Origin of the sequence: Halalkalibacter oceani (assembly GCF_040544555.1) — a bacterium.
In the GTDB taxonomy this organism is placed as follows: domain Bacteria; phylum Bacillota; class Bacilli; order Bacillales; family Bacillaceae_D; genus Halalkalibacter; species Halalkalibacter oceani.
Genome location: NZ_JBEPKD010000002.1, coordinates 246,756 through 272,581, shown reverse-complemented (window position 1 = coordinate 272,581; position 25,826 = coordinate 246,756). Strand labels below are relative to the sequence as shown.

The following is a 25,826-nucleotide window of genomic DNA, read 5'->3' as shown; positions in this document are numbered from 1 at the left end:
TAAGCATGAAATTGAGATGGGTCACAATGGCTTTTGTGTTGCTGCTTTGTTTGACTGCTTTTGCAACAGGAGGACTGGCCGCAACGGAGGTTGCCGATTTTGAACTGGAGCTGGAACTAAAAAGCAACGCTAAATATGATATTGAGTATGAGAGCAAAGCAGGCCGGATCGAAGCGAAATACCAAGCACCGGGGGAAGCTGTCCTTACCGGCGAGGAGGCGGCGCCGAAAGCAAAAGCATTTATCGATGCGCTCGCTTTAACGCCTGACATCACTGAGCAGCAGGTGATCGATCAGGTGCTTTCGCAGTTGAACGTCAATCAAGCCGATGTGGCCGAGCTGGATATTGACGTTGAGTTTGCTGATGGAAAGAAACTCGACATTGAGGTTAAAGGCTGATTTCCTCGCAGTGTGCCTTCGACAATAAGAGAGCAAAGGCTTCTATGGAACGGATTTATTCTATAGAGGCTTTTTTAAAGATCGAATAACAAACGTACGTTCTTGCGTGGGGGAGATGGAAAGAGAGGAAGGTGATTTTCATGGTCGAATAAACAGGCTGCCGGCTGAGGAAACGGTGGCGCCGCAGAGGATATTATTTATACTATTTCCAACATTCTGTTATAATGAAAGCGAATCCAAAAGAAGGAGGACTGTGCAATGTTTGATATTGCTATTATTGGAGCAGGACCTGCCGGAGCAAGCGCTGCTATTTTTGCGGCAAAGGCGGGAAAGAAGACTTTATTAGCAGATAGTGATAAAAGCATGACGAAGCGGGCATGGGTGGAAAATCATTACGGAGTCATGGAGACGACGGGTCCTGATCTGCTTGCTGTCGGGAAAAAACAGGCTGACAAGTTCGGTGCGGAGCTGGTCACGGGTACTGTCGAAGCGATTGAGAAGCAGGAAGAGGGCTTTCTGATCAAAACGGACAGCGGCAGCTATGAAAGCAACCAGGTCATTTTCGCAACGGGGGCCTTAGTCGATCTCGCCGAAAAGATCGGAGTCGAAACGACAGAAGGAACAGAACCGCGGATCAAGAAAATTATCAAGGCAGGGCCGGACGGGAAAACCAATGTAGATGGAATTTGGGCAGCCGGGACGTGCGCCGGGGTGAGCGTACATACGATTATTACTGCCGGTGATGGAGCCAAAACCGCGATTAACGTCATCAGTGAACTAAATGGCGAGCGCTATGTGGATCACGACCTGCTTAAATAAGAAAAGTATACTGCCATTAGTAGAGGCTGGGCCAAAGGTGGTTTTTGTTTACCTTTTTCCCAGCCTTTAAAGCTAATTTTGTCTCAGGGAAATAGAAGACAAGGACTTAGCAAATCGGGTTCTTGTCTTTTTGAAGCGCTTTAAAATGGGATAAGCGCTTTTCTGCCTGGTCGTAATCGCAGTCCTTTGCTTGCAGAAAGTAAAAATACGTTCTGTCAGATGACTGTTTTTTCAACAAATTAAAAAGATGGGGTTTTTTATGGGCTATGACTGTTACAACTTCAGCGGCAGGCCAGAGCCGGCTATAGTCCGGATGATCTACTAGAATTTTCAGAAAATTTTTATAAGCAAAAAACGAATTTGCTTCATCCGGATATTCTTGTAAGAGCTTGTCAAAATATTTCAGCAATGCGCTGAGTTCCGATTCATTATGCTTCATCATTCCAATAGCTCCTTACATCTTAATGCTGCCTCAAAAAATCCTGGTTGCGAAAAAGAAAAAAGGAGTTATTGATTAAGGCAGCTGGCTGACATCGGATTTTACTCCATTAGTCCCTTTAGCTTTGCGTCCTTACTTTTCAGTAAGTTTGCCATTATCTTATGAAAAGGAAAAGTCTAGTAGTTCTTTTGATATAATAATAGAATTTATTTTCGAAAAAATCTATAGTTTCGACAAAAAAAAACAATCCCTTCTATCGAATATGAACTATTGATTGTATATATTGATAGTATTTGGCACAAAAGTGAGTCTAAATGACCTTTTTTAATCGAGTCGACAGGAAAAAACGGATGAAGAGGGCATTTGGAAAGAAAAAGGAGACCTCAGCTGGTGCTTTCGAGATCTCCCCGATAGATCGTAACGATTATCCGTTTATAATTTCCCCGCCGTTGACATGGAGCACTTGTCCGGAGACATAGGAGGAATCATCGGATGCTAAGTAGACATAGCTCGGAGCAAGCTCCGCCGGTTGTCCGGGGCGTCCCATCGGGCTGTCTGTCCCGAATGTTGTCACCTGCTTTGCTGGAAAAGAGGCCGGGATCAGCGGCGTCCAAATCGGCCCGGGAGCGACCGCATTAACGCGGATTCCTTTAGAGACGAGGTTTTCGGAGAGAGAGCGGGTCAGGGCGACGATCGCTCCTTTTGTTGCGGCATAATCCATCAGTACCGGCATGCCGCGGTAGGCGGTAATGGAAGCGGTATTGATGATTGTGCTGCCTTCTTTTAAGTGAGGCATGGCTGCTTTAATGAAATGAAAAATCGAGAAAATATTAGTCTTAAACGTACGCTCCATTTGCGCGGTGGTAATGTCTTCGATTTTTTCCTGGAAGTGCTGCTCTGCCGCGTTGTTAATCAGGCAGTCAAGCTTGCCGTATTGCTCGATTGTTTGGGTGACAGCCTGTTGGCAAAATTGTTCATCGCCGACATCTCCGGCAATGAGCAGGCAGGAGCGGCCATAGCCCTCGACGGCGGCCTTTGTTTGATTTGCATCCTCATGCTCGTCAAGATAAACAATCGCCAGATCGGCACCTTCTTTCGCACAGGCAATCGCCGCGGCCCGACCGATTCCGCTGTCTCCGCCAGTCAGGAGAATAACTTTATTCAGCAGCTTGCCGCTGCCTTTATAGTTTCGGTCGTCATAAACAGGAGCAGGTGTCATCTCATGCTCGAATCCTGGCTGCCGCTCCTGCTCCTGAGCTGGCTGCCCCTCCTTCTGCAAACTGTGAACCTTACGATAGTCCATTGTTCATCACTCCTCTTCATCATTACCCTTAGAATGTCTTATAAGAGGATAAATAACCGAAAATAAAAGAGATAAACGTAGGACTGGAACAAAAGATTGTTTTTTATCTTTTGTTCCAGTCCTTACGCAATGAGCGGAGCCGCCACGATCTTTTAAAGTCCGGGGTGAGTGGGTTTCTCACCACGGACTTGTGGCGAGTGCAGCCATTGCCAATAGGTCGAAGCTGGTCTTGTGATCAACCTCCAAAAGCCCCGTCAAGCCGTTGCCGGGTTTTAAAGGTCAGGCCGAGTGGGTTTCTCGACCTGACCGAGCAACGAGCAGAGCGGGTTAAAAGGGCGAACTTCCCTTTTTTGAGCGGCTGTTACGCTGCTGTTTGGCTGGAGTTGTTAGCCGAATGGCGGTGCGCCAAAAGGATTTTCCGGGCATACCAGCAGGCTGTTAGAAGCGTAATCGCGCCGCCGATGAGCAAGGAAAGCTGATAAGGCAAGGCAAAGCCTTCTGGGGCATAGAAGACGTATGTGGAAACGACGCAGGTCATAAAGAGAGCCGGCACGCCACAGAGCCAATGCCATTTTCCCTCCCGAAGCAAATACATCGCTCCCGTCCAAAGCATGACCGTTGCGACAAGCTGGTTCGTCGCTCCGACATAGCGCCAGAGGAAGGAGTAGTCAATTGTCGCCAGGTAGACCGTTGGGATCGCCACAGGAATTAAAGCGAGCAGGATCCCTTTTCTGCCGGTCCCCTTCATCAATTTGCCGAGCAGTTCAGCGAGCATCATTCGGGACGAACGCAAGGCGGTGTCTCCAGTTGTAATTGGCAGAATAATAACCCCGAGAATGGCCAGGATTCCGCCTAATGTACCAAGAAGGCTCGTTGAAATTTCATTGACAACCCCGCTTGGTCCACCGGCAGCCAGCGCTTCCTGCAAACCGCCGGTGTTGCCGAAGAACGTCATTCCGGCAGCCGCCCAAATTAAGGCAATCACCCCTTCGAGCACCATCGCGCCATAAAAGACTTTCCGCCCGTCTGATTCACGCTTTAAGGTCCGAGCGATAATCGGGCTCTGTGTACTGTGAAAGCCGGAAATGGCGCCACAGGAAATCGTCACCATGAGCAGAGGCCAGATCGGCAGCTCTTCGGGATGAAGATTTTGCAGCGTCAGATTCGGGATCGAATGATCAGAAAACAATAATGCAACGCCGATTGCCGCCGCCATGAACAGCAAAATCGCGCCAAGAAACGGATAAATTCTGCCAATGATTCGATTGATTGGCAAAACAGCCGCAGCGATAAAATATAAAAAAATAACAGCTAATGCGACAGAAAATGACAGTGGCGTAATCTGTGCGATCAGTTGGGCGGGTCCCGCTGTAAAGGCAGCTGCGACGAGGATCATCAGCACAATCGAGACAATATTAATGATACGGCGCATCCCGTCACCTAAATAACGGCCAACAAGCGAAGGGAATTGAGCGCCATTGTGCCGAAGGGAAAGCATCCCTGAGAAGTAATCATGCACGGCGCCGGCGAACAGGCAGCCGATGACAATCCAAATAAAAGCGACAGGGCCGTATAAAGCGCCGGAGACAGCGCCGAAAATCGGGCCCAGACCAGCGATATTTAACAGTTGAATCAGGTTTCCTTTCCACCAGCTCATCGGAGCATAGTCGATAGGATCTTGATTTGTATAAGCAGGGGTAGGGGTCTCGTCATTGATGCCAAACACACGCTCAACGACTTTAGAGTACACGAGATACCCTACCACTAATAGAATAATAGAAGCGAGAAACGTGACCATAATAGAATCCTCCAATTTTTCTGAAAAATGAACAGTAATAGTATTGTAACGATATCTGACAAACAGTGCAATGCTATTTCAGAAAAAAGAAAGAGGAACAAAAATAAAAACGCTTACAAACAAATAGAAGCGTTTTCACGAAACTAATATTATATAAATAAAGCAAAAAATGCCTGTTTTGAAGCTCTGCAGTTTTTTAGGCGGAGTGTTCATAAGTGTTAAGCCAAATAAAAAGCAGCGGTTCCATCCTGCACAACACAGCGGACAGGGGACGACTTGCTCCCTGTTCGCCAGCTATGTACAGGTGTTACTCGCTGCTTCAGGATGTGTTCAAGGAAAGAGCCTTACCACATCTCATCCGGTGTAAGCCTTATTCGTTTACTGCGTCTTTTAATTGCTTACCAGGCTTGAATGCCGGGTTCTTTGTAGCAGGGATTTCAATTTCCTGCCCAGTTTGCGGGTTGCGACCTTTACGAGCAGAACGCTCACGTACTTCAAAGCTACCGAAGCCAACAAGCTGCACTTTGCCACCTTCAACAAGTGCGTTTGTGATGCTGTCGAATACTGCGTCTACTGCTTTTGACGCATCCTTTTTAGAAAGGTCTGCCTGCTCAGAAACTGCATTAATTAGATCTGTTTTGTTCACGAAAAAAACTCCCTTTCATACCTTGTTTTGAAAAATACTCCTTATAATTTGAAGAAGTATTTATTCTTCGTTTTTTTATAGCTTACTCTTATGTAGATAAACTATAAAGCGCCGCAACTAAATTTACTCATGAAAGCCTTGTAGTGTCAAGCCTTTGAATAGAAATTAAAGCATTTTAACCCATAATTTTCACGCTTTTTGACATTTGAGGGGGTTTTTTGCGATTATTAAAGGTAGCAAACCGAAAAAAGGTTCCATATATTTCAAATTAATAGACCGCTAAATAACGATCTGACCTGATCGCTAGAAAGAATCTAGTTGTTTGTGATACATTTTAGTATGATTACCTAACCCCGTCATAGAAAGTGGAGGACAATGTGAAGAAACTGTTTTATCAAGCATGTATCGAACTGACGAATCATCGTTTATTATCAAGGATTCTACGTGCATTTTCGCGTTCTAAAATAAGTCGTCGTCTGATCCCGTCGTTTATTAAAACGTATCAGCTGAACGAGAAGGAAATGGGACGGCCGGTTTCTGAATACACCCATCTCCATGATCTGTTCATTCGGACGTTAAAGCCAGGGGCGCGGCCGGTTGATCCTGACCCTAAAAGCGTGATCAGTCCTGTCGACGGAGCGATTGCCCAGGCTGGTCAGCTGGAGGAGAACACAAGCTTTTCTGTGAAAGGACAAATGTATACGGTTGCCGAAATGCTTGGCGGCCAGGAGGAGGCGGCCCGGTATCGCGACGGGCTTTACATCATCTTATATTTAAGCCCGAAGGATTATCATCGCATTCACAGTCCTGTCGATGGGCTGGTGAGGAAGCAATGGTCGTTGGGCGGCCGGTCCTATCCTGTTAATGAAGCAGGTTTGCGTTATGGCAGGAGGCCGCTCTCAAGGAATTATCGTATGATCACAGAGCTGCAGGTCGCAGACAAGCATCTGGCCATCGTCAAGGTCGGGGCGATGAACATTAATACGATTGAATGGACCCATCGGTCAACTGAGATTAAGAAGGGGGACGAGATCGCTTATTTTTCTTTCGGCTCGACGGTCGTTCTGCTGGCTGAAAAGGGATTGCTCGATCCGGACAGCGTGGCTGACGCCGGCAGCATTCAAATGGGAGCAAGGCTGGCGATGAAGGAGGAAAGCGACCGATGAGATTGCTAACCCATGTCGCTCAACGAATCGTCAATGAAGTCAACCAAGTCCTCTCCGAAGAAGTGATTGTGATGAATCGGGAAGGGACGATCATCGCCGCAAGTGACCGGAGTCGGATCGGCTCCTTTCATCAGGGTGGAAAAGAAGTGATCATGACAGAACAGAAGCTGCTTATCACCGAAAAAGAAACCGAGCGCTTACAAGGCGTGAAGGTTGGTCTTAATTTGCCGATCCGCTTCCAGCAAAAGGTGATCGGCGCTGTTGGCATTACCGGCTCGAAATCGGGCGCGGCTTTGCACGGGGAGCTGATCCAGCGGCTGACGGAATTAATCATTGAAGAGGCCTACGCAGCGGAGAAGCTTGACTCTGAGCTGCGCGGACTAGAAACATTTGTCTATGAATGGCTGCATACAGAGACGGTGACAGCCGAGCTGCAGGATCGCGGCTATATTCTCGGTATTGAAATGAGCGAAGCGCGCTACTGTGTACTGTTGCAGCTCTGGCAGCAGCAGGAGGAAGCATTGGAGCCGGGTGTTGAAATTGATGTGCTGGAAACGATCCGCTCTGTTTTTCCGAATGAACAAAAGGATGTTCTCGTCCGCTGGGGGAGAGGGCGGTTTGCCCTGCTTGCTTCCGCCAAGCAGCATAGTCGTCACGGCCTTGCGCAGGAGCTGGTAACCTTAGCACGCAAAATAAAGGAAAAATACTATCTCGGCTTACGGGCCGGGATCAGCCGCCAGCAGCCTGACCCGCTGCAGATGAACCTCGCCTACCGTGAAGCCCAGCAGGCGCTGGCGGTCAAAAAGGCGGAAGAGCCGATTATTTTCTACGATACGTTTATTCTTGAGGTCGTGCTCGCGGAAGCGAAGCCGGAAACGAGGCAGCATATCATCGACAAAGCTCTTGGACAGCTTCAGGAGGAAACAGAATTAATTGAGACGTTACAGGCTTACTTCGCCCATCAGCTCTCCATCAAGGAAACGGCAACTGCCTTGCATATTCATATTAATACTCTTCATTACAGACTGAAACGAATTCAAGAGCTGTCTGGCTGTCAGTTAAAAGAAACGAAGGATCTCGTCGCGCTTTTTATCGCATTATGGTACTATAAAGAGCAATCAATTAGATAATAATACAATCAAATGTTTAGTAACCGCTTTATTTTTGTGTCTTTGAACATAGAAGAGGCGGTTCTTTTTCTTTATAATACAGGTATAACCATTCAAGCTGCTTTGCTTGATCAAGGGAGAGTGAAGAAATGCTGCAGGAAGAAGTGAAACAGAAGCTGATCGACATTGTCGGAGAAACGAATGTGCTCGATTCAGAAGAGGATCTTGTCGTTTATTCCTATGATGCGACGCCGAATTTTCAGGCGATGCCGGATGCGGTCGTGAAACCGAGAGATAAATATGAAATTCAGAAGATTGTGAAAGTATGCAACGAATATAAAGTGCCGATCGTACCGCGCGGATCGGGTACGAATCTTTGCGCCGGAACCTGTCCGCTTGAAGGCGGAATTGTTCTGCTATTCACTTACATGAACAATATTTTGGAAATTGACGAGGATAATTTGACGGTCACGGTTCAACCGGGTGTAATTACGCTCAATTTAATTGAGGCGGTGGAGGAGAAGGGGCTTTTTTACCCGCCGGATCCCAGCTCAATGAAAATCTCGACGATTGGGGGCAACATTAACGAAAACTCAGGCGGACTGCGAGGACTGAAATATGGCGTGACACGTGATTATGTGATGGGCTTGGAGTTTGTCCTGCCAAATGGCGAGCTGATCCGGACAGGAGGGAAGCTGGCAAAGGATGTCGCTGGCTATGACTTTACCCGTCTGATGGTCGGCGCTGAAGGCACTTTGGGAATCATCACAGAAGCGACGTTGAAGCTGATCCCGATTCCAGAGACGAAGAAGACGATGCTCGCTCAGTTTGACAGCCTGGAGGGAGCCGGGGAAGCGGTTTCGGCGATTATTTCCAATAAGATCATTCCGGCAACGCTTGAGTTTCTCGATCAGGGGACGCTGGAAGTCGTCGAGGAGTTCGCCAAGATCGGCCTGCCGACCAATGTAGGGGCGGTGCTGTTAATTGAGCAGGACGGGCCGCTGGAGGTCGTCGAGCGCGATATAGAACGAATTGTCGCGATTTGTGAGCAGTCTCATGCGCTTTCCGTGCAGGTCGCGCAAACACCGGAGGAAGGGCTGGCCCTCACGACAGCGCGGCGTTCCGCGCTATCCGCTCTTGCCCGCAAGAAGCCGACGACCATTCTTGAGGATGCGACTGTGCCGCGCTCGAAGGTGGCGGAGATGGTCAGGGCGATTAATGAGATCGCTGAGAAATATGAGGTGGAAATTTGTACGTTCGGACATGCGGGCGACGGCAACCTCCATCCAACCTGTATGACCGATGCCCGCAATGAAGAGGAGATCCATCGTGTCGAAGAAGCGTTTGCGGAAATTTTTTCCAAGGCGATTGAGCTTGGCGGGACGATTACGGGTGAACACGGAGTCGGCGTGATGAAATCTCCGTATTTGGCCTGGAAGCTCGGGGAGGAAGGCGTGGAGGCGATGAAGACGCTGAAGCTCGCTTTTGATCCGAATAATATTATGAATCCTGGAAAAATGTTCGCCAAGGAGACAAAGAAACGGGTGGTGGTGCAACGATGACGACGAAGCAGGAAGAAACGGTAAAAGCATTTCAGGAACGGATGGACTACGATGAACTGATGAATTGTATGAGATGCGGCTTTTGTTTGCCAGCGTGCCCAACGTATGGAGAAACCGATCAAAATGAAGCGGCTTCCCCGCGCGGCAGAATTGCCTTGATGAAGGCTGTTGTCGACGGCAAGAAGGCCCCTGACGAGGATTTTGAGCGTCAGCTTAATCTATGTCTCGGATGCCGCGCCTGTGAGCCTGCGTGCCCGTCAGGCGTGAAATACGGCCATCTGCTCGAAGAGGCGCGCGATATTTTAAATGAGCATAAAAAGCACAGCCTGCCCGCCAGGATGCTGCGTAAAACGGTGTTTGACGGTCTGTTTCCTCATCAAAGCCGGATGCGCTCGGTCAACAATATGCTCTGGCTCTATCAAAAAAGCGGTCTGCAAAAGGTGGTCAGAGGAACGAAGCTGTTGAACATCATGCCTGGAGAAATGGCGACAATGGAAAGGGTGCTGCCGGAGATCGCTTCACCAAAGGAGCTGAAAAATCGTCCGCGACATGTGAAACCGGCCGGAACGGTGAAAAAGAAAGTCGCATTCTTTTCCGGCTGTCTGATGGATACGATGTTTATGAAAACAAATGATTCGACGTTATATTTGCTGGAGAAAGCGGGGTGTGAGGTTGTGATCCCGCAGTCGCAAAATTGCTGCGGGGCGCTGCACGCTCATTCCGGTGAAAAGGAAACGGCGAAGGAGCTGGCCAAAAAGAATATTCGCGCATTTGAAGAAGAGCAGGTCGATTATATTATTTCCAATGCGGGCGGCTGTGGCGCGCTGTTAGTGGAATATGATCATCTTCTTGGCGATGATCCGGAGTGGAAGGAAAGAGCGCAGCATTTTGCTGGAAAGGTGAAAGATATTTCGACGGTGTTACTGGAGCTGGGGCTGCCGGCGATGAAGCTGCCAGAGCAGGTCGTCACCTACCAGGATTCCTGTCATTTGCGCAATGTGATGGGAGGAGCGGCTTCCCCGCGGACGCTGTTAAAGCAAATTGAAGGCGTCACCTTCCGGGAAATGAAGGAAGCCGACCGCTGCTGCGGCTCAGCAGGGATCTACAACATCGTCCAGCCGGAGATGTCGATGCAAATCATCGACCATAAAATGGTCCATGCCAAGGCGACAGAAGCGACGACAATCGTCACGGCCAATCCAGGGTGTCTGCTGCAAATGAAGGTCGGAATTGAGCGTGAAGGGCTGTCAGACAGCGTCAAAGCGGTTCATATTGTGGATTTGCTCGCTGCAGCGGTCCGAGAGGCGGAAAAGGAAGCAGAGCCTGTGTAGAGAGGAAAAGAAACATACTAATATTATGGCTGGGAAAAAGGTTGTTTTTTCATCATTTTCTCAGCCATAACGAATGCTTAAAGCCCACTGAAAAAGGACGATTTTCAGTGGGCTTTTTAGTAATGAGCATAGCCGTTGCCCGATTTTGAAAGAGCCTAGCTACGAGCGGGTATCTCGAAGCACGGCGCGCAACGCTAATGCCGACGATGTCAAAGCATTCTCTTCTTTATTCAGCCTCAGCGGCTGCTTTCTTTTTCTTTTCGACAACGGGCTTCAGCTCGTCCTGAACGCTATGTTCCCAAAGCTGGACACCGGAGTAGTAAGCCGATCTTGAAATCAGATGCCCTGCCACCGGAGATGTAATAAAGACAAAAAGAATACCGAGGATAAGACGGGCATCTAAGCCGTGATCCTGATAAAAATAAACTAAAGCTCCCAGTAAAATGAGCATTACCCCGAGTGTTGCACTCTTTGAAGCGGCGTGAGCGCGGGAATAAATATCGGGAAGCCGGAATAAGCCGATCGTTGTGACTAAGCTTAGGAAAGTTCCGCTGAGCACGAGAATCGCCACGATCGTATTAATGATCTCGTTTTCGTTCAAGAACAACACCCCTCTCAATAAATTTGGCAAAGGCGACTGTTCCGATAAAAGCAAGAACACCGACGAGCAGAATGACTTCAAAAAATGCCGATGTCCGAAGCAGCATGGAGAGAACCCCTACCATTGCGATCATCGTGATCCCGACCGTATCAAGAGCGATGACCCGGTCTGCCGGCGAAGGACCTTTAATAACGCGGTAAATACTGCCCAATAATGAAAGGGAAAGAAGGGATAAGGCGACAACCAGTATTGTAGTAAACACGTTAGCTGCTCACCTCCATAATCGCTTTTTCAAAGCTGTTTTTAATGGACGAAATCGCTTCGTCAATATCATCAATATTCATCGCGTGAATGTAAAGCGTGCGCTGATCGTCGGATACATCCACGACAAGAGTTCCAGGAGTAAGGGTGATCAGCGATGACAGAAGCGTGATTTCCCAATCTGCCTTCAGTTCTGTTTGCAAAGCGAAAATTCCCGGTTTAATCGACAGCTTTGGCTGAAGCACTTGTTTGATGACCGTCATATTGGACATCACAAGCTCCTTTAAAAAGATAAACATTAACTTCAGCACAGCATAAAGCTTCTGAACATAGAGCGGACCTGGGAAAAAACGTCTCACAATGATGAGAATGAGCATCCCGACGAGGAAACCGATAATAAATGTCGGCAAGTCCCACGAGCTATAAAGAAACATCCAGACAAACGTGAGTATGAGATTCAGTAAAAGTTGAAAAGCCATAATGACCTACTCCTTTAGTACAGCTTCAATGTAAATTTCAGGGTTAAGCAGGGTGAAGGTAGCATCGGCGACATATGGATAAACAAACTCTGCTCCCATTCCCATCAAGAAGGATAAGACGAGCAGGAAGACGCTCGGATAAACCAGCCCTTTAATTTGTCCGCTATTATGAGTTTCAGGCAGGCGATCCTCTCCCAAAATGACGAGAAAGAAGATTCTCATCACTGAATACAGGACGAGCAAGCTGGACAAGAGAAGGACACCGACAAAGACGTATTGCTCGGCGAGAAAGCCTCCCTGGATCAAGGCGAGCTTTCCAAAGAACCCGCTCAATGGAGGTACCCCCGCAAGCGACAAGGCTGCGACTAAAAACGACCAGCCGAGCAGCGGATAATGCTTTATAATCCCGCTTGCCTGATTCATTTTCGTTGTCTGCGTAATGGCGATAATGGCTCCAACCAGCAGGAAGAGCGCTGCTTTAATCATCATATCATGGAGCAAATAGAAAATGCCGCCGAATAATCCATCTTCATTGAAAGAAGACAGCCCTAGTAAAATGAAGCCGACTCCAGCTACAACGTTGTAGACGAGAATCTTATGGAGATCATTGTACGCGACAGCACCGATTACCCCGACGATCATTGTAATCGTTGCGAGTATCCCGATGATTTGATGAGTAATTTCAGGGTGATGATAAAAGATGATCGTAAACACCCGGTAAATCGCGTAAATCCCGACTTTTGTCAACAGCCCGGCGAATATCGCCGAAATAACCGGAGGCGGTGCAGAATACGAGCCCGGTAACCAGAAGTACAGCGGGAAAATTGCGGCCTTCATCCCAAAGACGATTAAAAAGAGCAAGGCCACGACGGTAACGAGTCCCGGTTGACCGATTTCGGCAATCCGCTGGGAAAGGTCGGCCATATTCAGCGTGCCTGTCATTGAATACAAAAAGGCGACGGCTGTGACAAACAAAGCGGAGGAAATCACGTTGACAAGCACATACTTGATGGACTCCCCGAGCTGTGTCTTCGTTCCTCCCAGGACGATCAAGGCGTAAGAGGACATAAGCAGAACCTCAAAAAAGACGAACAGATTGAAGAGGTCCCCGGTTAAAAAGGCGCCAATAATACCAGTCAGTAAAAATTGGACGAGGGGATAATAGTAGTAATTCTTGCGTTCCAAATCAAGCCCCTTGTATGTAAACAAAGTCGTCGCAACTAATATGATACTGGAAAATAATACGAGCAATACGGACAGGGAATCAGCGACGAGCACGATGCCAAAAGGAGGCTGCCAGCCGCCAAGCTGATAAGAGCCGACCCCGTTCGTTAGCACGTCGCCAAGCAGAACGCCGCTCGTCGCGATAATCGCCAATCCCGATAGCATACTGAGCACTTTTTGTGCCACGATATGCTTCCGCAAAAAGAGTAAAATAACCCCAGTAAGCAATGGTATGAGTAATGGTGCAATTATAAGATTATTCATCGGATTCCAACCCTCTCATTTGTTCCATATCATCTGTCCCATGAACGTTATAAGCCCGGTAAGCAAGGACCAGGAAGAATGATGTCACCCCGAAGCTAATAACGATCGCTGTTAAGATAAGGGCTTGCGGTAAAGGGTCAGAATAGGCAGCTGCCTCTTGACCGAGTAGAGGAGCCGCCCCCTGCTTTAAGCCGCCCATCGTTAATAACAGCAGATGGACGCCGTGGCTCAGAATGCCAGTCCCGATAATGATCCGCGTGACATTTTTTGAAAGGATAAGGTAGGTTCCTATCATAAAGAGGATACCCACAACGATGGAGATAACAATTTCCATTATTTTTGATCCTCCCCAATTGAAAATATAATCGTTAGCGTGACGCCAATGACGACGAGATAGACGCCAATATCAAACAGCAGGGCAGTAGCCAATTCCGTTTCCCCGAGCAGAGGCAGCATAAAGTAGTCGAATGTGTGCGTTAAAAAGTTCGCCCCGAACACAAAAGCGCCTACCCCCGTCAGGACCGCGATCAGCAGTCCTAATGCCGTAATCATTTTAAAATCAATCGGAATCGTTTTTTTGACGGTATCAATATCAAAAGCCAACCCGAGCAGAACAAAGGCCGCAGCTGTCATGAGCCCGCCGATGAATCCGCCGCCCGGATTATGGTGACCTGCAAGGAAAACATAAATGGAGAAAATGATGATAATAAATATGATCAGCTGAGTCGCTGTCTTCAAAATGACATCATTTGTGCGCATTAGTGATCCTCCTTTGCCAGTCTTAATTTAATCATGGAATAAATGCCGAGTGCGGCAATTCCCAATACGAGAATTTCAAACAGCGTATCAAATCCACGGAAATCGACGAGGATGACATTCACCATGTTTTTACCACCGGCCTCATCATAGCTTGCCTGGACGAAGTAATCCTTGAGCGACTCAAAGAACTTCGAGTTATGAGACGAGATCGCAAGCAATGTTATTAGTATGCCGACTCCTAAGCTGACGATAAAGTTTCCGACTTTAAACGAAGTACTTTCAAACTTTTGCTTAAAGACAGGTAAGTGGTAAAAGCACAGTAAAAACAGAACGGCCGAAACGGTTTCGATTACCATTTGAGTCAAAGCCAAATCCGGTGCCCGGAAGAAGACGAAGAACGTGGCCAGTGAATAGCCGACGGCTCCCAGCCCGACAATTGCCGTTAAACGTGTCTTGGCGAACATGACTACGAGGGCAGCCGTTACCATCACGACGCCGATTAACGTTTCAAAGAAGGTGATTGGCGCGGCTTCACCGCCAAACGCAAATCCATCCAGTTTAAAGAACATATAACCGATAAACAGCACCATGAAAGAATAGATGTAAATTAAATAGTGTCTGATGCTTCCCGTCATGTAGGTGGAAGTCAGTCGTTTTCCTCCTGTGCTAATACCGGCAAGCGCTCCGTCATACAAATAGTTAATTGGATCGCGCTCTCTTAAGTAAAATGACATCTGTGCCCATTTCTTCATCGTCAGGAAAACCAATGAACCTAAGATGATAACACCGATGGTCATAAACAGCTCAAGGTTAAAACCGTGCCAATGGTAAATATCAATTTTAAACACTTCGCCTTCCGCAAGCAATGTCGGCAGAATGGCCTCCATCGCCGGATTAATGAGCGTATAGGCGAGTAGATTTGGGAAGAAACCAAAGATCACGACAAGAGAGCCGAGCACGATTGGACTGATTAACATGCCAATTGGCGCCTCATGCACCTTCACATCATACTTCTCAGGCTTAAACGGCCCTGTGAACGTTTTGAAAAAGAGGATCGCACAGTAGGCAAAGGTAAAAATACTCGCAACCCAGGCGAGGATCGGGAATAATAAACCCCATGTCGGCATGTTGAAAATGCCCAGCTCCGTCGCATTTAGAACACCTGTAAAAAACATCTCCTTACTTAAAAACCCATTGAACGGCGGTAAACCGGCCATTGAAGCGAGACCAATTAAAGAGATTGTAAAGGTGATCGGCATGATTGTCATCAAGCCGCCGAGATTCCGGATATCGCGCGTTCCGGTTTCATGGTCGATAATCCCGGCTGTCATAAACAGGCTTCCTTTAAAGGTCGCGTGATTAATTAAATGGAAGATGGCCGCCAGGACGGCGATTGTATACATCTCCGTATTCGTCCCATCACTAAAGTATAAGGAAGCTGAACCGAGTCCGAGCAAGCACATAATCAGGCCAAGCTGACTAATCGTGGAAAAGGCTAAAATCCCTTTCAGATCTTTCTGTCTGACCGCGGAGAGAGAGCCCCAGAATAAGGTGATAATCCCGAAGCCGGACAACAGCCAAAACCATTCAGCCGCCCCGCCAAATACAGGCGTCAAACGGGCAACTAAATAAATACCGGCCTTTACCATAGTAGCAGAGTGAAGATAGGCGCTGACAGGAGTCGGAGCTTCCATCGCGTCAGGAAGCCAAATATGGAACGGAAACTGAGCCGATTTTGTGAAAGCACCAAGCAAAATCAGAAGCATTGCCGGCAGGAACAGGTTGCTGGCGGCCACGACATCAACGCTGGCAATAATTTCACGGATACTGAATGTTCCGGTAATTAAGTAGAGCAACGCGAACCCGGCGAGCATTGCAAATCCGCCAAAGACTGTAATCAGCATTGACTTCTGCGCGCCATATGTTGATTTTTTCCGGTGATACCAGTAACTGATTAATAAGGAAGAAGCCAGGCTTGTAAGCTCCCAAAAGGCATAAAGGACAATCAGGTTATCCGACAGGACAACGCCGAGCATCGCTCCCATGAACATCAGTAAATACACATAGAAGTTATTCAACTTTTCTTTCGTTTTAGATAAGTAATAAATGGAATAGAGAACAACGAGCGTTCCTATCCCGGTGATAAGCAAGGCAAACAATAAGCTCAGCCCATCAAGATAAACATTAAAATGAATGCCAAGTGAAGGCACCCAAGGAACCGTATGCTCGACCGTCCCCCCGTTAGAAGTGATCGGGAGTTGGCGAATAAAATAAACAAACAAAACAAGTGGCAAGATTAAAACAAACCACCCTGTATGTATCGATCTTGCGTACTTATACAAAAACGGAATCAAAATAGCTAACAAAAATGGAGAGATTGTAGCCCAATGTAAAACCGTCAACTGACATACCTCCTTCAACGTCGATAAATAGAATGTAATGCAAGGCTCTTTTCTCCATGACGGACTACTAGATAGAACCACCGTGAGAACTAAAACAAATTATAACCTAAATTCAATAGACATGCACCCTTCGTCTCTATTTGCTTTTCGCTGTTTTTTTGTTCAGTTAAATATGTAGAAAAAGAACGAAAAAATCCAAGATTTTTTTTCTGATAATAAAAAATGTGAAGAATTTTTTACAGTTTAGCTGGCGGGCTTCTTTGCAGCTGTATATGTATATTTTGCCATAAAAAGCGCCATCCTATGAGGAGAGCATTTACCTCTTCCAACAGGAGTGACGGACTATGAGCAATAAAAAGAAAGGCACGATTGCAGCAGGCATTTTTACGACGCTGATTGCAGCAGGATGGATAGCAAATGAATGGAACCAGCGTATAATAGATGAAAAAGGATTGGACCCGTCTGATGGAGTGATTATCCAGGGCAGGCAGGAAGGAGAGGTTCCTCAAGCAGTTCCTTTTAAACCAAGAGAATATATTCGCATCGGCCCCCGTTAGGCAGCTTCATTTATTCTTGGGCGCGCGGCGAAACAAAGAAAGGTGTCCTGAAAGCCAATGCTTTCAGGACACCTTCTTTTAAGAGGACATTTTAATTTTATCGGTAAGGGAGCGCTTTACAATTTCCTGATAAATTAACTCGATAAAGTCTTCGTTAAGTTCTAAATCAATCGCTTTGAAATATGTCTCAAGGAGCAATTCGTTTGAAAGGTTGTCCATTTTGGATCCTGCCCAGGTTAGTCAGAGCAGGTTTCACCTCCTTTAATATAGATGGTAGAAAACAGGTATATTTATTTCCGTCATTTCATATGGTAGTAAGTTGTTCAGATCCTTTGTACTTCCTATCCTACCATGAGTTGTAAAATAGAACAACTGTTCGATTTATCCACATAGAAACGTGGATAACTTGTTGATTGCTTGTACATAATTTTAAGAAAGCTTGATAGCACATACCTTTTAGCCGTGTATAAAGTTATCCACAGTGTTGATTGCCATCTGATCTTGTCGAAAAATTTTTAATGATTTGCATTAATGAGCTATAAAAATATGGATATCAATTGAAAATCTTGGACAGGACAGGTATAGTTAAAGTTTGATTAGAAGTCCGTGCAGAAAACAGTAAAGAGGTGTGTGCGTTTGTTGAACAAGCTGCTTCCAAATCAATATGAAAAAAGCATTTATAATATTGACCTGGATGCTTTGCGCAAAAAAGGCATCAAAGGAGTTATTACCGACCTTGATAATACATTAGTGGAATGGGACCGCCCTGACGCAACGCCGGAAGTACGAGCCTGGTTGAAGCAGCTGAGAGAAGCAGGAATGAAGGTGACGATTGTCTCGAATAATACGAGTAAGCGTGTAAAAGCATTTGCGGAGCCGGAGGGTATTGTATTTATTCATGCAGCACGAAAGCCGCAGCGCAGAGCGTTCCGGCAGGCTTGCCAAGCGATGGGGCTGGCAAAGGATGAAGTTGTCGTGATCGGCGATCAAATTTTTACTGATGTACTGGGAGGTAACAGGGCCGGGCTGCATACGATTCTCGTCGTCCCTGTCTCAAGTTCTGATGGATGGGCAACGAGGCTGAACAGAAGAATGGAACGGATTGTATTGAATTGGATGAAAAGACGTGGAATGATTCAGTGGGAGGATGAATAGATGGAAGAACGACAAATCATATGCTCCGGTTGCGGAGTAGCCGTACAGACGAAGGACAAAACAGGCTTGGGCTATGCGCCGCCTTCTGCCTTGGAGCGCGACGTTATTACATGCCAGCGCTGTTTTCGTCTGAAGCACTACAATGAAGTGCAGGACGTCGCCCTGACGGATGACGACTTTTTAAAAATATTAAACGGGCTTGGCAAGACGGATGCGCTGATCGTCAAGATTGTTGACATTTTTGATTTTACGGGAAGCTGGCTTCCGGGTCTGCACCGCTTTGTCGGTGGGAATCCGGTTCTCCTCGTCGGTAATAAAGTCGATTTGTTACCGAAGTCGCTAAACCAAAACCGGTTAGTGAACTGGATGAAAAAATCAGCGAAGGAGCTCGGACTAAAGCCTGTTGATGTCATGCTGATGAGCGCAGACAAGAATCAGGGTGTGGAAGAAGTGGCAGCTGCGATTGATGAACTGCGCGAAGGGAAGGATGTCTACGTTGTCGGCTGTACGAACGTCGGGAAATCGACTTTTATTAATCAGATCATTAAAGCGTTTGGCGGAGATTCCGAGCAACTGATTACGACCTCTTATTTTCCCGGAACGACCCTTGATATGATCGACATTCCGCTTGATGACGGAAGCACATTGTATGATACGCCGGGGATTATTAACCATCATCAAATGGCGCATCATGTAGATAAGCAGGAGTTGAAGATCATCACCCCGAAAAAAGAGATCAAACCGATGAATTTTCAGCTTAACGAGGGACAGACGTTATTTTTGGGCGGGCTCGCCCGCTTTGATTTTCTGAAAGGCGACCGAACGTCCTTTACATGCTATTGTTCAAATGAACTTCATATCCATCGCACGAAACAGGAAAAAGCCGATCAGCTGTATGAAGAGCATCTCGGAGACCTGTTGACGCCGCCGGGCCCGGAGACGAAGTCGGACCTGCCGCCGCTCGTTAAGCATAGTTTTCGTGTGAAGGAAGAGAAGGTTGACATCGTCTTTTCCGGCCTTGGCTGGGTAACGGTGAACGGCACACATATTGTGCTTGAAGCCTATGCGCCAAAAGGCGTTGAGGTGTCGATCCGCGAGTCACTTATCTAACATATGTCTGGAAAAAAGCGAGGGGAGAAAGATGGGGAAAGTCTTTGGGTTGCTTGGCCATCCGGTCGGACACTCGATGTCACCGCTTATTCATAATGATGCGTTTCGGTCTTTAGGGATTGACGCGAGCTATCACGCGTTTGATGTAAGCCCGGATCAGGTGAAAGAGGCGATAGAGGGAATCAGAGCTTTAGGCATTGCAGGCTGTAATGTCACCGTTCCGCACAAAGTTGCGGTCATCCCTTATTTGGATAAAATTGATGAGGAAGCCGAACAGATCGGGGCTGTAAATACGATCGTCAACGAAGACGGCTGTTTAATCGGCTATAATACGGATGGGCGCGGCTATGTTGAGTCGCTGCTGGAAGAAACGGACGCTTTAGCTGATAAGCATGTGCTGATGATCGGAGCCGGCGGAGCGGCCCGCGGGGTCGTAACTGCGTTGTTGCGCGAAGGAATCGGCAAGCTGACGATGACAAACCGGACGCTTGAGAAAACGGAGCCGCTGCTTGAGCTGGCGCGCGAGTTCGCAACAGAGGCGGAAGCGATTCATAAGCAGGAGGCGGAAGGGCGCCTGAATGAAGTTGATATTATTATTAATTCAACCTCGATCGGGATGAGTCCAAATGTCGAAGAGATTCCACTGTCGCTTGAACGAATTACGAGCGATCAGGTTGTCAGTGATTTAATTTATAATCCGCTGGAGACGAAGCTGTTAAAAGAAGCGGCAATGCGGGGAGCGAAAACGGTCAATGGTGTAGGAATGTTTGTCAATCAGGCCGCACTTTCGTTTCAGCATTGGACGAAGCAGCAGCCGGACCGGAACCGGATGAAGAACATTGTATTGGAAAAATTAGGAGGGTCATGATGTTAACCGGAAAACAAAAACGATTTTTGCGTTCAAAAGCGCATCATTTAAATCCGATTTTTCAAGTCGGAAAAGGCGGCGTCAATCAAAATATGAGCAAGCAGGTGGCGGAAGCACTTGAAGCGCGCGAGCTTCTCAAAGTGAGTATTTTACAAAACTGTGAGGATGATAAGCAGGAAGTGGCGGACGCTTTGGCGAAAACGACGGGAGCCGAAGTCGTTCAGATCATTGGTCATACGATCGTGCTGTACAAAGAATCAAAAGAACATAAAGAGCTGATTCTCCCTTCCTAAGAGGAGGTGTAACCGTGAAGAAAATAGGCTTGTTTGGCGGAACGTTTAATCCGCCGCATCTTGGCCATATGCTATTCGCGCAGGAAGCGTGTTTAGCTTATGAGCTTGATGAACTATGGTTCATCCCTGTCAATGTACCTCCTCATAAGGAAAGCGATGAATTGGCGTCAAACAAGGACCGGATTGATATGCTGAAGAAGGTGACGAAGCGGCATAAGACCTTTTCCGTTTCCACGATTGAAGTGGAGCGGGAAGGTCCTTCCTATACGGTCGATACGGTGAAGCTGTTAAAAAAGCGCTATCCGGATGTGATGTTTTATTTTTTAATCGGCGGTGATATGATCGATTATTTGCCGCACTGGCATCGGATTGATGAGCTGATGACATTGGTGACTTTTATCGGCACGAAGCGTCCCGGCTCAACGTCGGCTTCCGCTTATTCAGGAGCAGTCGAGCTATTGGACATGGTGCAGGTTGATTATTCCTCCACGCTGATCCGGCAACGGGTGGCGGAAGGGAAGCCGATTACATATATGGTTCCTGATGAGGTTGAAAAAATCATAAAGGAAAGAGGATTGTATGAAGCGAGAAGAAGCCCTTCAACGGATTAAACCGCATTTAACGGAGCACCGTTATGCGCATACATTAGGGGTGCTCGAGAGCGCGCTCCTACTCGCTGAACGCTATGGCGCGGATCAAAAAAAAGCGGAGCTGGCGGCGATTTTTCACGATTACGCTAAATTTCGTAATAAAGAGGAAATGAGAGCGCTCGTTCAGGAAAGACTATCTGATAAGAGTATACTCGACTACGGGGATGAGCTTCTCCATGCTCCATGTGGCGCCTATTATGTCGCACAGGAGGTGGGGATTACCGATGAAGAGATCCTGAATGCAATTCGTTACCACACGACCGGACGACCGGGGATGAGCCTGCTGGAAAAGATTATCTTCCTGGCCGATTACATTGAGCCGGGACGGGTATTTAAAGGAGTAGAGGAAGTACGGGAAATCGCCCAAAAGGATCTCGACAGGGCGATTGTCGCCGCGTTGGCGAACACGGTAACCTTTTTGCTGAAGCGTGGGCAGCTCGTTTATCCAAAAACGATTGACACGTATAATCACTTGATTGCCGAAGCAAAGAAAGCATAGTGCTTCAACTAATAAATCTTAAAATGAAAAAGGAGATGTGAGAGAATGAGTCATTCCCCCCTGCTATCGTTAGCAGTAAAAGCAATGGATGATAAGAAGGCGGAAAATATCGTGGCCCTGAACATGAAGGGGGTTTCCTTGATTGCCGATTATTTCGTCATTTGTCACGGGAATTCTGATAAGCAGGTGCAGGCGATTGCCCATGAAATCAAAAAGGTCATGCAGGAGCAGGATATCGATATTAAGCGTTTGGAAGGCTATGACCAGGCACGCTGGGTGCTCATCGATATCGGCGATGTTGTCGTTCACGTTTTTCATAAGGAGGAGCGTTTGTATTACAATTTGGAAAAGCTGTGGGGCGACGCGCCAATTATTGAGTTAGAAGGAGTTTTAGGATAATGGAGCTAAAGCCCGGATTTGTCGTAACATTAGAGGTCGTACGTCAGGCGAGCTTCGGCTTCTTTTTAAGCGATGGAAACATCGACGTTCTTCTTCATCAACGAGAAGCGAAAGAAGGCGTTCAGGTAGGCGATAACGTGGAGGTGTATCTCTATCACGATCATCAGGGGCGACTGTCGGCGACGATGGAAGAGCCTTTGCTCAAGGTCGGAGAGATTGCCTGGCTTGAAGCGGTTTCCGTGCGAACAGGGCATGGAGTATTTTTTCATAACGGGATCGCCCGTGATCTGTTCCTGTCAATGGATGAACTTCCGTATGACCGTGAGCGCTGGCCGCAGCCCGGTGATAAGCTGCCGCTCTCTTTAACGTGGGATAAAAAAGGTCGTTTAATGGCCCGAATCGTCCGGGGAGAACCGATTGAAAAAATGGCGAAGCCGGCGCCTGCTGAGATGCTGAAGGAGGAGGTTGGCGGGTATGCCTACCATTTCCTTGATGAAGGAGTAAGGCTATTTACCGATGAAGGCTATATCGCGTTTTTGCATCAGGACGAAATGACTTCTGAACCGCGGTACGGCGAATATGTCCAGGGGCGTGTTATTTTTGTTCGGGAAGACGGCAAGCTGAACGTCACTGCGCGACCGTTACGCTCGGAGCGTCAGCAAGAGGATTCAGAACGGATCTATGCTTATTTAGTTGAACGGGGAGGCTCGATGCCTTATTGGGATAAAACACCGCCGGAAGACATTAAGGCACGGTTTCAAATGAGCAAGGCGGCTTTTAAACGAGCATTAGGGAAGCTGATGAAAGAAAACAAAATTGAACAGCGCGATGGCTGGACGTATGCGAAGGAGCAATCATGAGTTATCAAGTATTTGCGACGTTATATGATCAATTGATGAAGGAAGCTCCCTACGATGAGTGGCTCGCATATGTCAAGCGGCAGCTTGGTGATGGGCAGCTGGCAAACAAAGCGGTGATGGACGTCGGCTGCGGCACGGGAGAGCTGCTCATCCGCCTTGCGCTTGAAGGAGCCCAGGTGACAGGCGTCGACCTTTCCGCGGAAATGCTGGCGATCGCCAATGAAAAATGTGAAAAGGCAGGAGTGCGGGCGACGTTGCTGGAGCAATCGATGACCGGACTTGTTAGTGAAGAGAGCTACGATCTGATCACGATTTTTTGTGACTCACTCAATTATCTTGAGCTGGAAAGCGATGTTCAGGCTACGTTCGAAAGCGCCTACAACCGGCTTCATACGGGGGGACTTCTCCTGTTTGATGTTCATTCCGTTCATAAGATTGAAGAAGGGTATATCGGTCAGACGTTCGCCGATGATGAAGGTGACATTGCTTACATTTGGACCGCCTTTCCTGGAGAGCATCAGGCCAGCGTCGAGCATGAGCTGACCTTTTTTATCCAGGATCAGCCTCCTTATTATATTAAAAAGGAAGAGCTGCATAAGCAACGGACGTTCGCAATCAGGCAATACGAAGCATGGCTGGCTGCAGCCGGCTTTACGGTAGAAAGCATTACGGCTGATTTCAAAGAAGCGCCACCACATGAAGGCAGCGAGCGAATCTTTTTTTGTGCAAAAAAATAAAGGGTTTTACAAGCAAATGGCGAAAAAAAGGGTAGATCAAACGGGTTACCTGCTTTCCCGTGATCTACCTCTGAGGCTGCGTGCTGTGCGAAGCTTTATTTATTGGCAAAGGCCGTTGTAAGCAGCTCCTTATCTTCGGCATATTTTTCCTGCGTTTGCTGAAACAGATGATCAAACATCTGTCCCACTTCCTCTTCCAGCACTTTGATTCCTTCTCCCGTAATGCCCCCGGGTACACACACTCTTTGCTGCAGCGATGGCAAGGTGAAATGCTCTTTCTCCAGTAATTTTCCCATACCGATCAGCATATTTGTCGCCAGAATAGTGGCATCTTCCTTCGAAATTTTTGTTTGCCGCACAGCCCCTTCAATAAACTGCTGAACCAAATAGCTGAAAAAAGCCGGGCCACAGCTGACGATATCCGAGGAAACGCGGGTGATGTCTTCCTCGATCAACAGAGGCTCCGAGATCGAACGCATAATTTGTGTGACGAGCCGGCGATCTTCATCCGTACATCTTTCGCCAAAGCTTAAAAGCGAAGAGCCGGTCAGCGCCCGGTTTAAAATACTCGGAATCGCGCGCGCGACCTTGCAGTCCACCATATGCTCCAATTCTTTTACCGCAATCGGACTTGTAATTGAAATGAGGATTTTCTCCGGTCGGCAATGGGGTGCAAGCTGCCGAAGCAGTTCGGGGAACTGTAGCGGTTTAACACAAAGAAACGTGACATCGGCCTGCTTGACGACAGCCGTCCCATCTTCGGCCACATTCAGATCCGGGAACCGAGCCTGAAGCGCTTCTGCCTTCTGCTTTGTCCGGTTCGTAATGATTACTTGTTCGGCTGCGATTTGGCCGGAGTCAATGAACGATTCGAGCAGAATGGTCCCCATGCTTCCTGTCCCTATTATCCCGATTTTCATGATGCCCCCTCCTTCAATTCATTTTCACACGAACACCGTTATGACGAAGTGTATGAAAGAACAACCGTCAATATGCCTCTTTTTTCATAGTGGCAATGGCAGCATTTGCCACAGGACTGTTGTAAAAAACCGACTCTCTCCAAGGCTACTGAAACACTTCCTTTTTCGCTCATTGCTAAGGGCTGGGCAAAAGGTAAAAAAACAACCTTTTGTCCCAGCCCCCTGAACTTATTTGCTGCGCTGAATGACGTCCTTGACCATGTCGATTGTGACGGTTTTTCTTACAGGAAAGTGAAAGCGCGTCGCAATTTGGTTCATTTCATTTGTAATCCGATTGATTTCGATTACGTTGATCGCCTGTCCCGCCTTCGCCTCAGCAAGCGCATATTCAATCGCTTGTTCGCGTTTTGCATCCAGTTCCCGGAATTGCTGTTGGGCGTGCCGGTGTTTTTTCACTTGTTCGCTGATTTGTAAATGGACTGCCATTGTTTTCTCTCCTTTGTTGCTTATTCTCACGAACGAAAATCCGATTTTAGAACAGGAGTGATCCCCGTGAAAACAGTAAAGTCTAATCGGCTACAGCTTGCTCTTGTCGGCGTCGTAGCTCTTTTAGTAAGTGTAGTCCTCTTTCAACATTTTCGCAACGCTCAAATAGATGAGGTCGCCCAGGCGGGTAATGATTTTTTATTTGAAGTTGAGAATGAGGCAGCCGCAGAGGAAGAGACGCCGGCGGAGCAGGTGATTATCGTTGATGTAAAGGGAGCGGTGCAGGCACCCGGCCTTTATGAGCTTGAGGAAGAGAGCCGGGTTTATGATGCGATCGAACGCGCCGGAGGATTTCGGGAGGATGCGGCGGAGCAACAGCTTAATTTGGCCGAACGCATCTATGATGAAATGATGATTTATGTTCCAACAGAAGGGGAAACGGAGGAGATGCCGACAAGTAACGGAGCGGATCGGGCTGGTAAAATCGCGATCAATCAGGCTGACGCCACGGAGCTCGAGCAGCTGCCGGGAATTGGCCCGGCGAAGGCGGAAGCGATTATCGCTTATCGCGAGGAACAAGGACGATTCAGCGATGTCGAGCAATTGCTTGATGTGCCGGGTATCGGGGCGAAGACGCTTGAACAGCTGCGAGAGCATATCAGTGTCAAATGAAAGCATTTCAACTAAAAGAATATTCTGATAAAATAAGCCTGTACGATTATTCCGTTTAA

At 47.5% G+C, this 25,826-nt stretch carries 31 protein-coding genes and 1 riboswitch; of the genes, 17 read left to right on the top strand and 14 right to left on the bottom strand.

Annotation, left to right across the window (positions count from 1 at the left end):
* Positions 1–5 precede the first annotated feature (5 nt).
* Both ABMB67_RS04845 and ABMB67_RS04840 read left to right on the top strand, forming a co-directional pair.
* On the top strand, positions 6–398 hold the full coding sequence (locus ABMB67_RS04845; RefSeq protein WP_354571275.1) for a YusW family protein: 393 nt from the start codon (positions 6–8) through the stop codon (positions 396–398).
* 258 nt (positions 399–656) lie between these two features.
* Positions 657–1,217 (top strand): FAD-dependent oxidoreductase, encoded by a 561-nt coding sequence (locus ABMB67_RS04840; protein WP_354571274.1) that lies wholly within the window; start codon positions 657–659, stop codon positions 1,215–1,217.
* A gap of 106 nt (positions 1,218–1,323) precedes the next feature.
* Here the strand turns inward: ABMB67_RS04840 and ABMB67_RS04835 are convergent, their stop codons facing one another.
* The 4 genes from ABMB67_RS04835 to ABMB67_RS04820 form a co-directional block, all read right to left on the bottom strand.
* Entirely contained in the window at positions 1,324–1,659 is a 336-nt protein-coding gene (locus ABMB67_RS04835) for a hypothetical protein (RefSeq protein ID WP_354571273.1), read from the bottom strand.
* A 73-nt stretch (positions 1,660–1,732) separates the two neighbouring features.
* A riboswitch (cyclic di-GMP riboswitch) is annotated at positions 1,733–1,819 on the bottom strand.
* A gap of 261 nt (positions 1,820–2,080) precedes the next feature.
* Entirely contained in the window at positions 2,081–2,959 is an 879-nt protein-coding gene (locus ABMB67_RS04830) for an SDR family oxidoreductase (RefSeq protein WP_354571272.1), read from the bottom strand.
* Positions 2,960–3,320: 361 nt separating this feature from the next.
* Positions 3,321–4,757 carry a carbon starvation CstA family protein gene (locus ABMB67_RS04825; RefSeq protein ID WP_354571271.1) on the bottom strand — a complete coding sequence of 479 codons (1,437 nt, stop codon included), beginning with the start codon at positions 4,755–4,757 and terminating at the stop codon, positions 3,321–3,323.
* A gap of 370 nt (positions 4,758–5,127) precedes the next feature.
* Entirely contained in the window at positions 5,128–5,403 is a 276-nt protein-coding gene (locus ABMB67_RS04820; protein WP_144450545.1) for an HU family DNA-binding protein, read from the bottom strand.
* 377 nt (positions 5,404–5,780) lie between these two features.
* On the opposite strand from ABMB67_RS04820, the gene ABMB67_RS04815 reads away from it, so the two are divergent.
* From ABMB67_RS04815 to ABMB67_RS04800, 4 genes are all read left to right on the top strand, one after another.
* Positions 5,781–6,569 carry a phosphatidylserine decarboxylase gene (locus ABMB67_RS04815; protein WP_354571270.1) on the top strand — a complete coding sequence of 263 codons (789 nt, stop codon included), beginning with the start codon at positions 5,781–5,783 and terminating at the stop codon, positions 6,567–6,569.
* Positions 6,566–7,699: a CdaR family transcriptional regulator gene (locus ABMB67_RS04810; RefSeq protein WP_354571269.1), complete on the top strand. Its 1,134-nt coding sequence runs from the start codon at positions 6,566–6,568 to the stop codon at positions 7,697–7,699. The genes ABMB67_RS04815 and ABMB67_RS04810 overlap by 4 nt, the downstream gene beginning before the upstream one ends.
* Positions 7,700–7,827: 128 nt before the next feature.
* The gene (glcD, locus tag ABMB67_RS04805; protein ID WP_354571268.1) at positions 7,828–9,240 is read left to right on the top strand and encodes a glycolate oxidase subunit GlcD; all 1,413 of its coding nucleotides are present in this window, start codon (positions 7,828–7,830) and stop codon (positions 9,238–9,240) included.
* On the top strand, positions 9,237–10,571 hold the full coding sequence (locus ABMB67_RS04800; protein WP_354571267.1) for a (Fe-S)-binding protein: 1,335 nt from the start codon (positions 9,237–9,239) through the stop codon (positions 10,569–10,571). The genes glcD and ABMB67_RS04800 overlap by 4 nt, the downstream gene beginning before the upstream one ends.
* Before the next feature lie 226 nt (positions 10,572–10,797).
* Here ABMB67_RS04800 and mnhG read toward each other — a convergent pair whose 3' ends face one another.
* From mnhG to ABMB67_RS04765, 7 genes are read right to left on the bottom strand one after another with little or no spacing between them, the layout of a single operon-like run.
* Complete coding sequence (gene mnhG / locus ABMB67_RS04795; RefSeq protein ID WP_251221620.1) at positions 10,798–11,172, bottom strand: monovalent cation/H(+) antiporter subunit G; 375 nt, start codon at positions 11,170–11,172, stop codon at positions 10,798–10,800.
* Positions 11,150–11,434 carry a Na(+)/H(+) antiporter subunit F1 gene (locus ABMB67_RS04790; RefSeq protein WP_251221621.1) on the bottom strand — a complete coding sequence of 95 codons (285 nt, stop codon included), beginning with the start codon at positions 11,432–11,434 and terminating at the stop codon, positions 11,150–11,152. The genes mnhG and ABMB67_RS04790 overlap by 23 nt, the downstream gene beginning before the upstream one ends.
* A 1-nt stretch (position 11,435) precedes the next feature.
* Positions 11,436–11,912: a Na+/H+ antiporter subunit E gene (locus ABMB67_RS04785; protein ID WP_354571266.1), complete on the bottom strand. Its 477-nt coding sequence runs from the start codon at positions 11,910–11,912 to the stop codon at positions 11,436–11,438.
* A 6-nt stretch (positions 11,913–11,918) separates the two neighbouring features.
* Positions 11,919–13,400 carry a Na+/H+ antiporter subunit D gene (locus ABMB67_RS04780; RefSeq protein WP_251221623.1) on the bottom strand — a complete coding sequence of 494 codons (1,482 nt, stop codon included), beginning with the start codon at positions 13,398–13,400 and terminating at the stop codon, positions 11,919–11,921.
* Positions 13,393–13,734, bottom strand: coding sequence for a Na(+)/H(+) antiporter subunit C (locus ABMB67_RS04775; protein WP_251221624.1), 342 nt, complete (start codon positions 13,732–13,734; stop codon positions 13,393–13,395). The genes ABMB67_RS04780 and ABMB67_RS04775 overlap by 8 nt, the downstream gene beginning before the upstream one ends.
* Positions 13,734–14,159 carry a Na(+)/H(+) antiporter subunit B gene (locus ABMB67_RS04770; protein WP_251221625.1) on the bottom strand — a complete coding sequence of 142 codons (426 nt, stop codon included), beginning with the start codon at positions 14,157–14,159 and terminating at the stop codon, positions 13,734–13,736. Before ABMB67_RS04770 ends, ABMB67_RS04775 begins: the two co-directional genes overlap by 1 nt.
* A complete protein-coding gene (locus tag ABMB67_RS04765) occupies positions 14,159–16,561 on the bottom strand; it encodes a Na+/H+ antiporter subunit A (RefSeq protein ID WP_251221626.1) in 2,403 nt (800 codons plus the stop codon). Before ABMB67_RS04765 ends, ABMB67_RS04770 begins: the two co-directional genes overlap by 1 nt.
* Before the next feature lie 344 nt (positions 16,562–16,905).
* On the opposite strand from ABMB67_RS04765, the gene ABMB67_RS04760 reads away from it, so the two are divergent.
* Positions 16,906–17,118 (top strand): hypothetical protein, encoded by a 213-nt coding sequence (locus tag ABMB67_RS04760; protein WP_354571265.1) that lies wholly within the window; start codon positions 16,906–16,908, stop codon positions 17,116–17,118.
* Between the two features lie 78 nt (positions 17,119–17,196).
* Here the strand turns inward: ABMB67_RS04760 and ABMB67_RS04755 are convergent, their stop codons facing one another.
* Complete coding sequence (locus ABMB67_RS04755) at positions 17,197–17,337, bottom strand: sporulation histidine kinase inhibitor Sda (protein ID WP_251194263.1); 141 nt, start codon at positions 17,335–17,337, stop codon at positions 17,197–17,199.
* 387 nt (positions 17,338–17,724) lie between these two features.
* Here ABMB67_RS04755 and ABMB67_RS04750 point away from each other — a divergent pair, with 387 nt between their 5' ends.
* From ABMB67_RS04750 to ABMB67_RS04710, 9 genes are read left to right on the top strand one after another with little or no spacing between them, the layout of a single operon-like run.
* Entirely contained in the window at positions 17,725–18,273 is a 549-nt protein-coding gene (locus ABMB67_RS04750; RefSeq protein ID WP_354571264.1) for a YqeG family HAD IIIA-type phosphatase, read from the top strand.
* Positions 18,274–19,383, top strand: coding sequence for a ribosome biogenesis GTPase YqeH (gene yqeH, locus ABMB67_RS04745; RefSeq protein ID WP_354571263.1), 1,110 nt, complete (start codon positions 18,274–18,276; stop codon positions 19,381–19,383). It abuts the gene before it with no gap.
* 31 nt (positions 19,384–19,414) lie between these two features.
* Positions 19,415–20,251 (top strand): shikimate dehydrogenase, encoded by an 837-nt coding sequence (gene aroE / locus ABMB67_RS04740; protein WP_354571262.1) that lies wholly within the window; start codon positions 19,415–19,417, stop codon positions 20,249–20,251.
* Complete coding sequence (yhbY, locus tag ABMB67_RS04735; RefSeq protein WP_251194259.1) at positions 20,251–20,544, top strand: ribosome assembly RNA-binding protein YhbY; 294 nt, start codon at positions 20,251–20,253, stop codon at positions 20,542–20,544. The genes aroE and yhbY overlap by 1 nt, the downstream gene beginning before the upstream one ends.
* Positions 20,545–20,558: 14 nt before the next feature.
* Entirely contained in the window at positions 20,559–21,155 is a 597-nt protein-coding gene (locus tag ABMB67_RS04730) for a nicotinate-nucleotide adenylyltransferase (RefSeq protein ID WP_251221631.1), read from the top strand.
* Positions 21,124–21,693 carry a bis(5'-nucleosyl)-tetraphosphatase (symmetrical) YqeK gene (gene yqeK, locus ABMB67_RS04725; RefSeq protein WP_251221632.1) on the top strand — a complete coding sequence of 190 codons (570 nt, stop codon included), beginning with the start codon at positions 21,124–21,126 and terminating at the stop codon, positions 21,691–21,693. The genes ABMB67_RS04730 and yqeK overlap by 32 nt, the downstream gene beginning before the upstream one ends.
* Positions 21,694–21,738: 45 nt before the next feature.
* On the top strand, positions 21,739–22,092 hold the full coding sequence (rsfS, locus tag ABMB67_RS04720; RefSeq protein ID WP_354571261.1) for a ribosome silencing factor: 354 nt from the start codon (positions 21,739–21,741) through the stop codon (positions 22,090–22,092).
* The gene (locus ABMB67_RS04715; protein ID WP_354571260.1) at positions 22,092–22,952 is read left to right on the top strand and encodes a CvfB family protein; all 861 of its coding nucleotides are present in this window, start codon (positions 22,092–22,094) and stop codon (positions 22,950–22,952) included. Before rsfS ends, ABMB67_RS04715 begins: the two co-directional genes overlap by 1 nt.
* The gene (locus tag ABMB67_RS04710; RefSeq protein WP_354571259.1) at positions 22,949–23,689 is read left to right on the top strand and encodes a class I SAM-dependent DNA methyltransferase; all 741 of its coding nucleotides are present in this window, start codon (positions 22,949–22,951) and stop codon (positions 23,687–23,689) included. The genes ABMB67_RS04715 and ABMB67_RS04710 overlap by 4 nt, the downstream gene beginning before the upstream one ends.
* A 95-nt stretch (positions 23,690–23,784) precedes the next feature.
* Here ABMB67_RS04710 and comER read toward each other — a convergent pair whose 3' ends face one another.
* On the bottom strand, positions 23,785–24,609 hold the full coding sequence (gene comER / locus ABMB67_RS04705) for a late competence protein ComER (RefSeq protein ID WP_354571258.1): 825 nt from the start codon (positions 24,607–24,609) through the stop codon (positions 23,785–23,787).
* Positions 24,610–24,837: 228 nt separating this feature from the next.
* Positions 24,838–25,095, bottom strand: coding sequence for a DUF2533 family protein (locus ABMB67_RS04700; RefSeq protein WP_251221637.1), 258 nt, complete (start codon positions 25,093–25,095; stop codon positions 24,838–24,840).
* Between the two features lie 66 nt (positions 25,096–25,161).
* Here ABMB67_RS04700 and ABMB67_RS04695 point away from each other — a divergent pair, with 66 nt between their 5' ends.
* Positions 25,162–25,767, top strand: a complete 606-nt coding sequence (locus ABMB67_RS04695) for a helix-hairpin-helix domain-containing protein (protein WP_354571257.1) — start codon at positions 25,162–25,164, stop codon at positions 25,765–25,767.
* Positions 25,768–25,826 lie beyond the last annotated feature (59 nt).

What these genes read in the sequence shown, in the direction of transcription:
- ABMB67_RS04845 (WP_354571275.1), top strand. Translation starts at nt 6, where the DNA reads ATGAAATTGAGATGGGTCACAATGGCTTTTGTGTTGCTGCTTTGTTTG.
- ABMB67_RS04840 (WP_354571274.1), top strand. Translation starts at nt 657, where the DNA reads ATGTTTGATATTGCTATTATTGGAGCAGGACCTGCCGGAGCAAGCGCT.
- ABMB67_RS04835 (WP_354571273.1), bottom strand. Translation starts at nt 1,659, where the DNA reads ATGATGAAGCATAATGAATCGGAACTCAGCGCATTGCTGAAATATTTT.
- ABMB67_RS04830 (WP_354571272.1), bottom strand. Translation starts at nt 2,959, where the DNA reads ATGGACTATCGTAAGGTTCACAGTTTGCAGAAGGAGGGGCAGCCAGCT.
- ABMB67_RS04825 (WP_354571271.1), bottom strand. Translation starts at nt 4,757, where the DNA reads ATGGTCACGTTTCTCGCTTCTATTATTCTATTAGTGGTAGGGTATCTC.
- ABMB67_RS04810 (WP_354571269.1), top strand. Translation starts at nt 6,566, where the DNA reads ATGAGATTGCTAACCCATGTCGCTCAACGAATCGTCAATGAAGTCAAC.
- glcD (WP_354571268.1), top strand. Translation starts at nt 7,828, where the DNA reads ATGCTGCAGGAAGAAGTGAAACAGAAGCTGATCGACATTGTCGGAGAA.
- ABMB67_RS04800 (WP_354571267.1), top strand. Translation starts at nt 9,237, where the DNA reads ATGACGACGAAGCAGGAAGAAACGGTAAAAGCATTTCAGGAACGGATG.
- ABMB67_RS04785 (WP_354571266.1), bottom strand. Translation starts at nt 11,912, where the DNA reads ATGGCTTTTCAACTTTTACTGAATCTCATACTCACGTTTGTCTGGATG.
- ABMB67_RS04780 (WP_251221623.1), bottom strand. Translation starts at nt 13,400, where the DNA reads ATGAATAATCTTATAATTGCACCATTACTCATACCATTGCTTACTGGG.
- ABMB67_RS04775 (WP_251221624.1), bottom strand. Translation starts at nt 13,734, where the DNA reads ATGGAAATTGTTATCTCCATCGTTGTGGGTATCCTCTTTATGATAGGA.
- ABMB67_RS04770 (WP_251221625.1), bottom strand. Translation starts at nt 14,159, where the DNA reads ATGCGCACAAATGATGTCATTTTGAAGACAGCGACTCAGCTGATCATA.
- ABMB67_RS04760 (WP_354571265.1), top strand. Translation starts at nt 16,906, where the DNA reads ATGAGCAATAAAAAGAAAGGCACGATTGCAGCAGGCATTTTTACGACG.
- ABMB67_RS04755 (WP_251194263.1), bottom strand. Translation starts at nt 17,337, where the DNA reads ATGGACAACCTTTCAAACGAATTGCTCCTTGAGACATATTTCAAAGCG.
- yqeH (WP_354571263.1), top strand. Translation starts at nt 18,274, where the DNA reads ATGGAAGAACGACAAATCATATGCTCCGGTTGCGGAGTAGCCGTACAG.
- aroE (WP_354571262.1), top strand. Translation starts at nt 19,415, where the DNA reads ATGGGGAAAGTCTTTGGGTTGCTTGGCCATCCGGTCGGACACTCGATG.
- yhbY (WP_251194259.1), top strand. Translation starts at nt 20,251, where the DNA reads ATGTTAACCGGAAAACAAAAACGATTTTTGCGTTCAAAAGCGCATCAT.
- yqeK (WP_251221632.1), top strand. Translation starts at nt 21,124, where the DNA reads ATGAAGCGAGAAGAAGCCCTTCAACGGATTAAACCGCATTTAACGGAG.
- rsfS (WP_354571261.1), top strand. Translation starts at nt 21,739, where the DNA reads ATGAGTCATTCCCCCCTGCTATCGTTAGCAGTAAAAGCAATGGATGAT.
- ABMB67_RS04715 (WP_354571260.1), top strand. Translation starts at nt 22,092, where the DNA reads ATGGAGCTAAAGCCCGGATTTGTCGTAACATTAGAGGTCGTACGTCAG.
- ABMB67_RS04710 (WP_354571259.1), top strand. Translation starts at nt 22,949, where the DNA reads ATGAGTTATCAAGTATTTGCGACGTTATATGATCAATTGATGAAGGAA.
- comER (WP_354571258.1), bottom strand. Translation starts at nt 24,609, where the DNA reads ATGAAAATCGGGATAATAGGGACAGGAAGCATGGGGACCATTCTGCTC.
- ABMB67_RS04700 (WP_251221637.1), bottom strand. Translation starts at nt 25,095, where the DNA reads ATGGCAGTCCATTTACAAATCAGCGAACAAGTGAAAAAACACCGGCAC.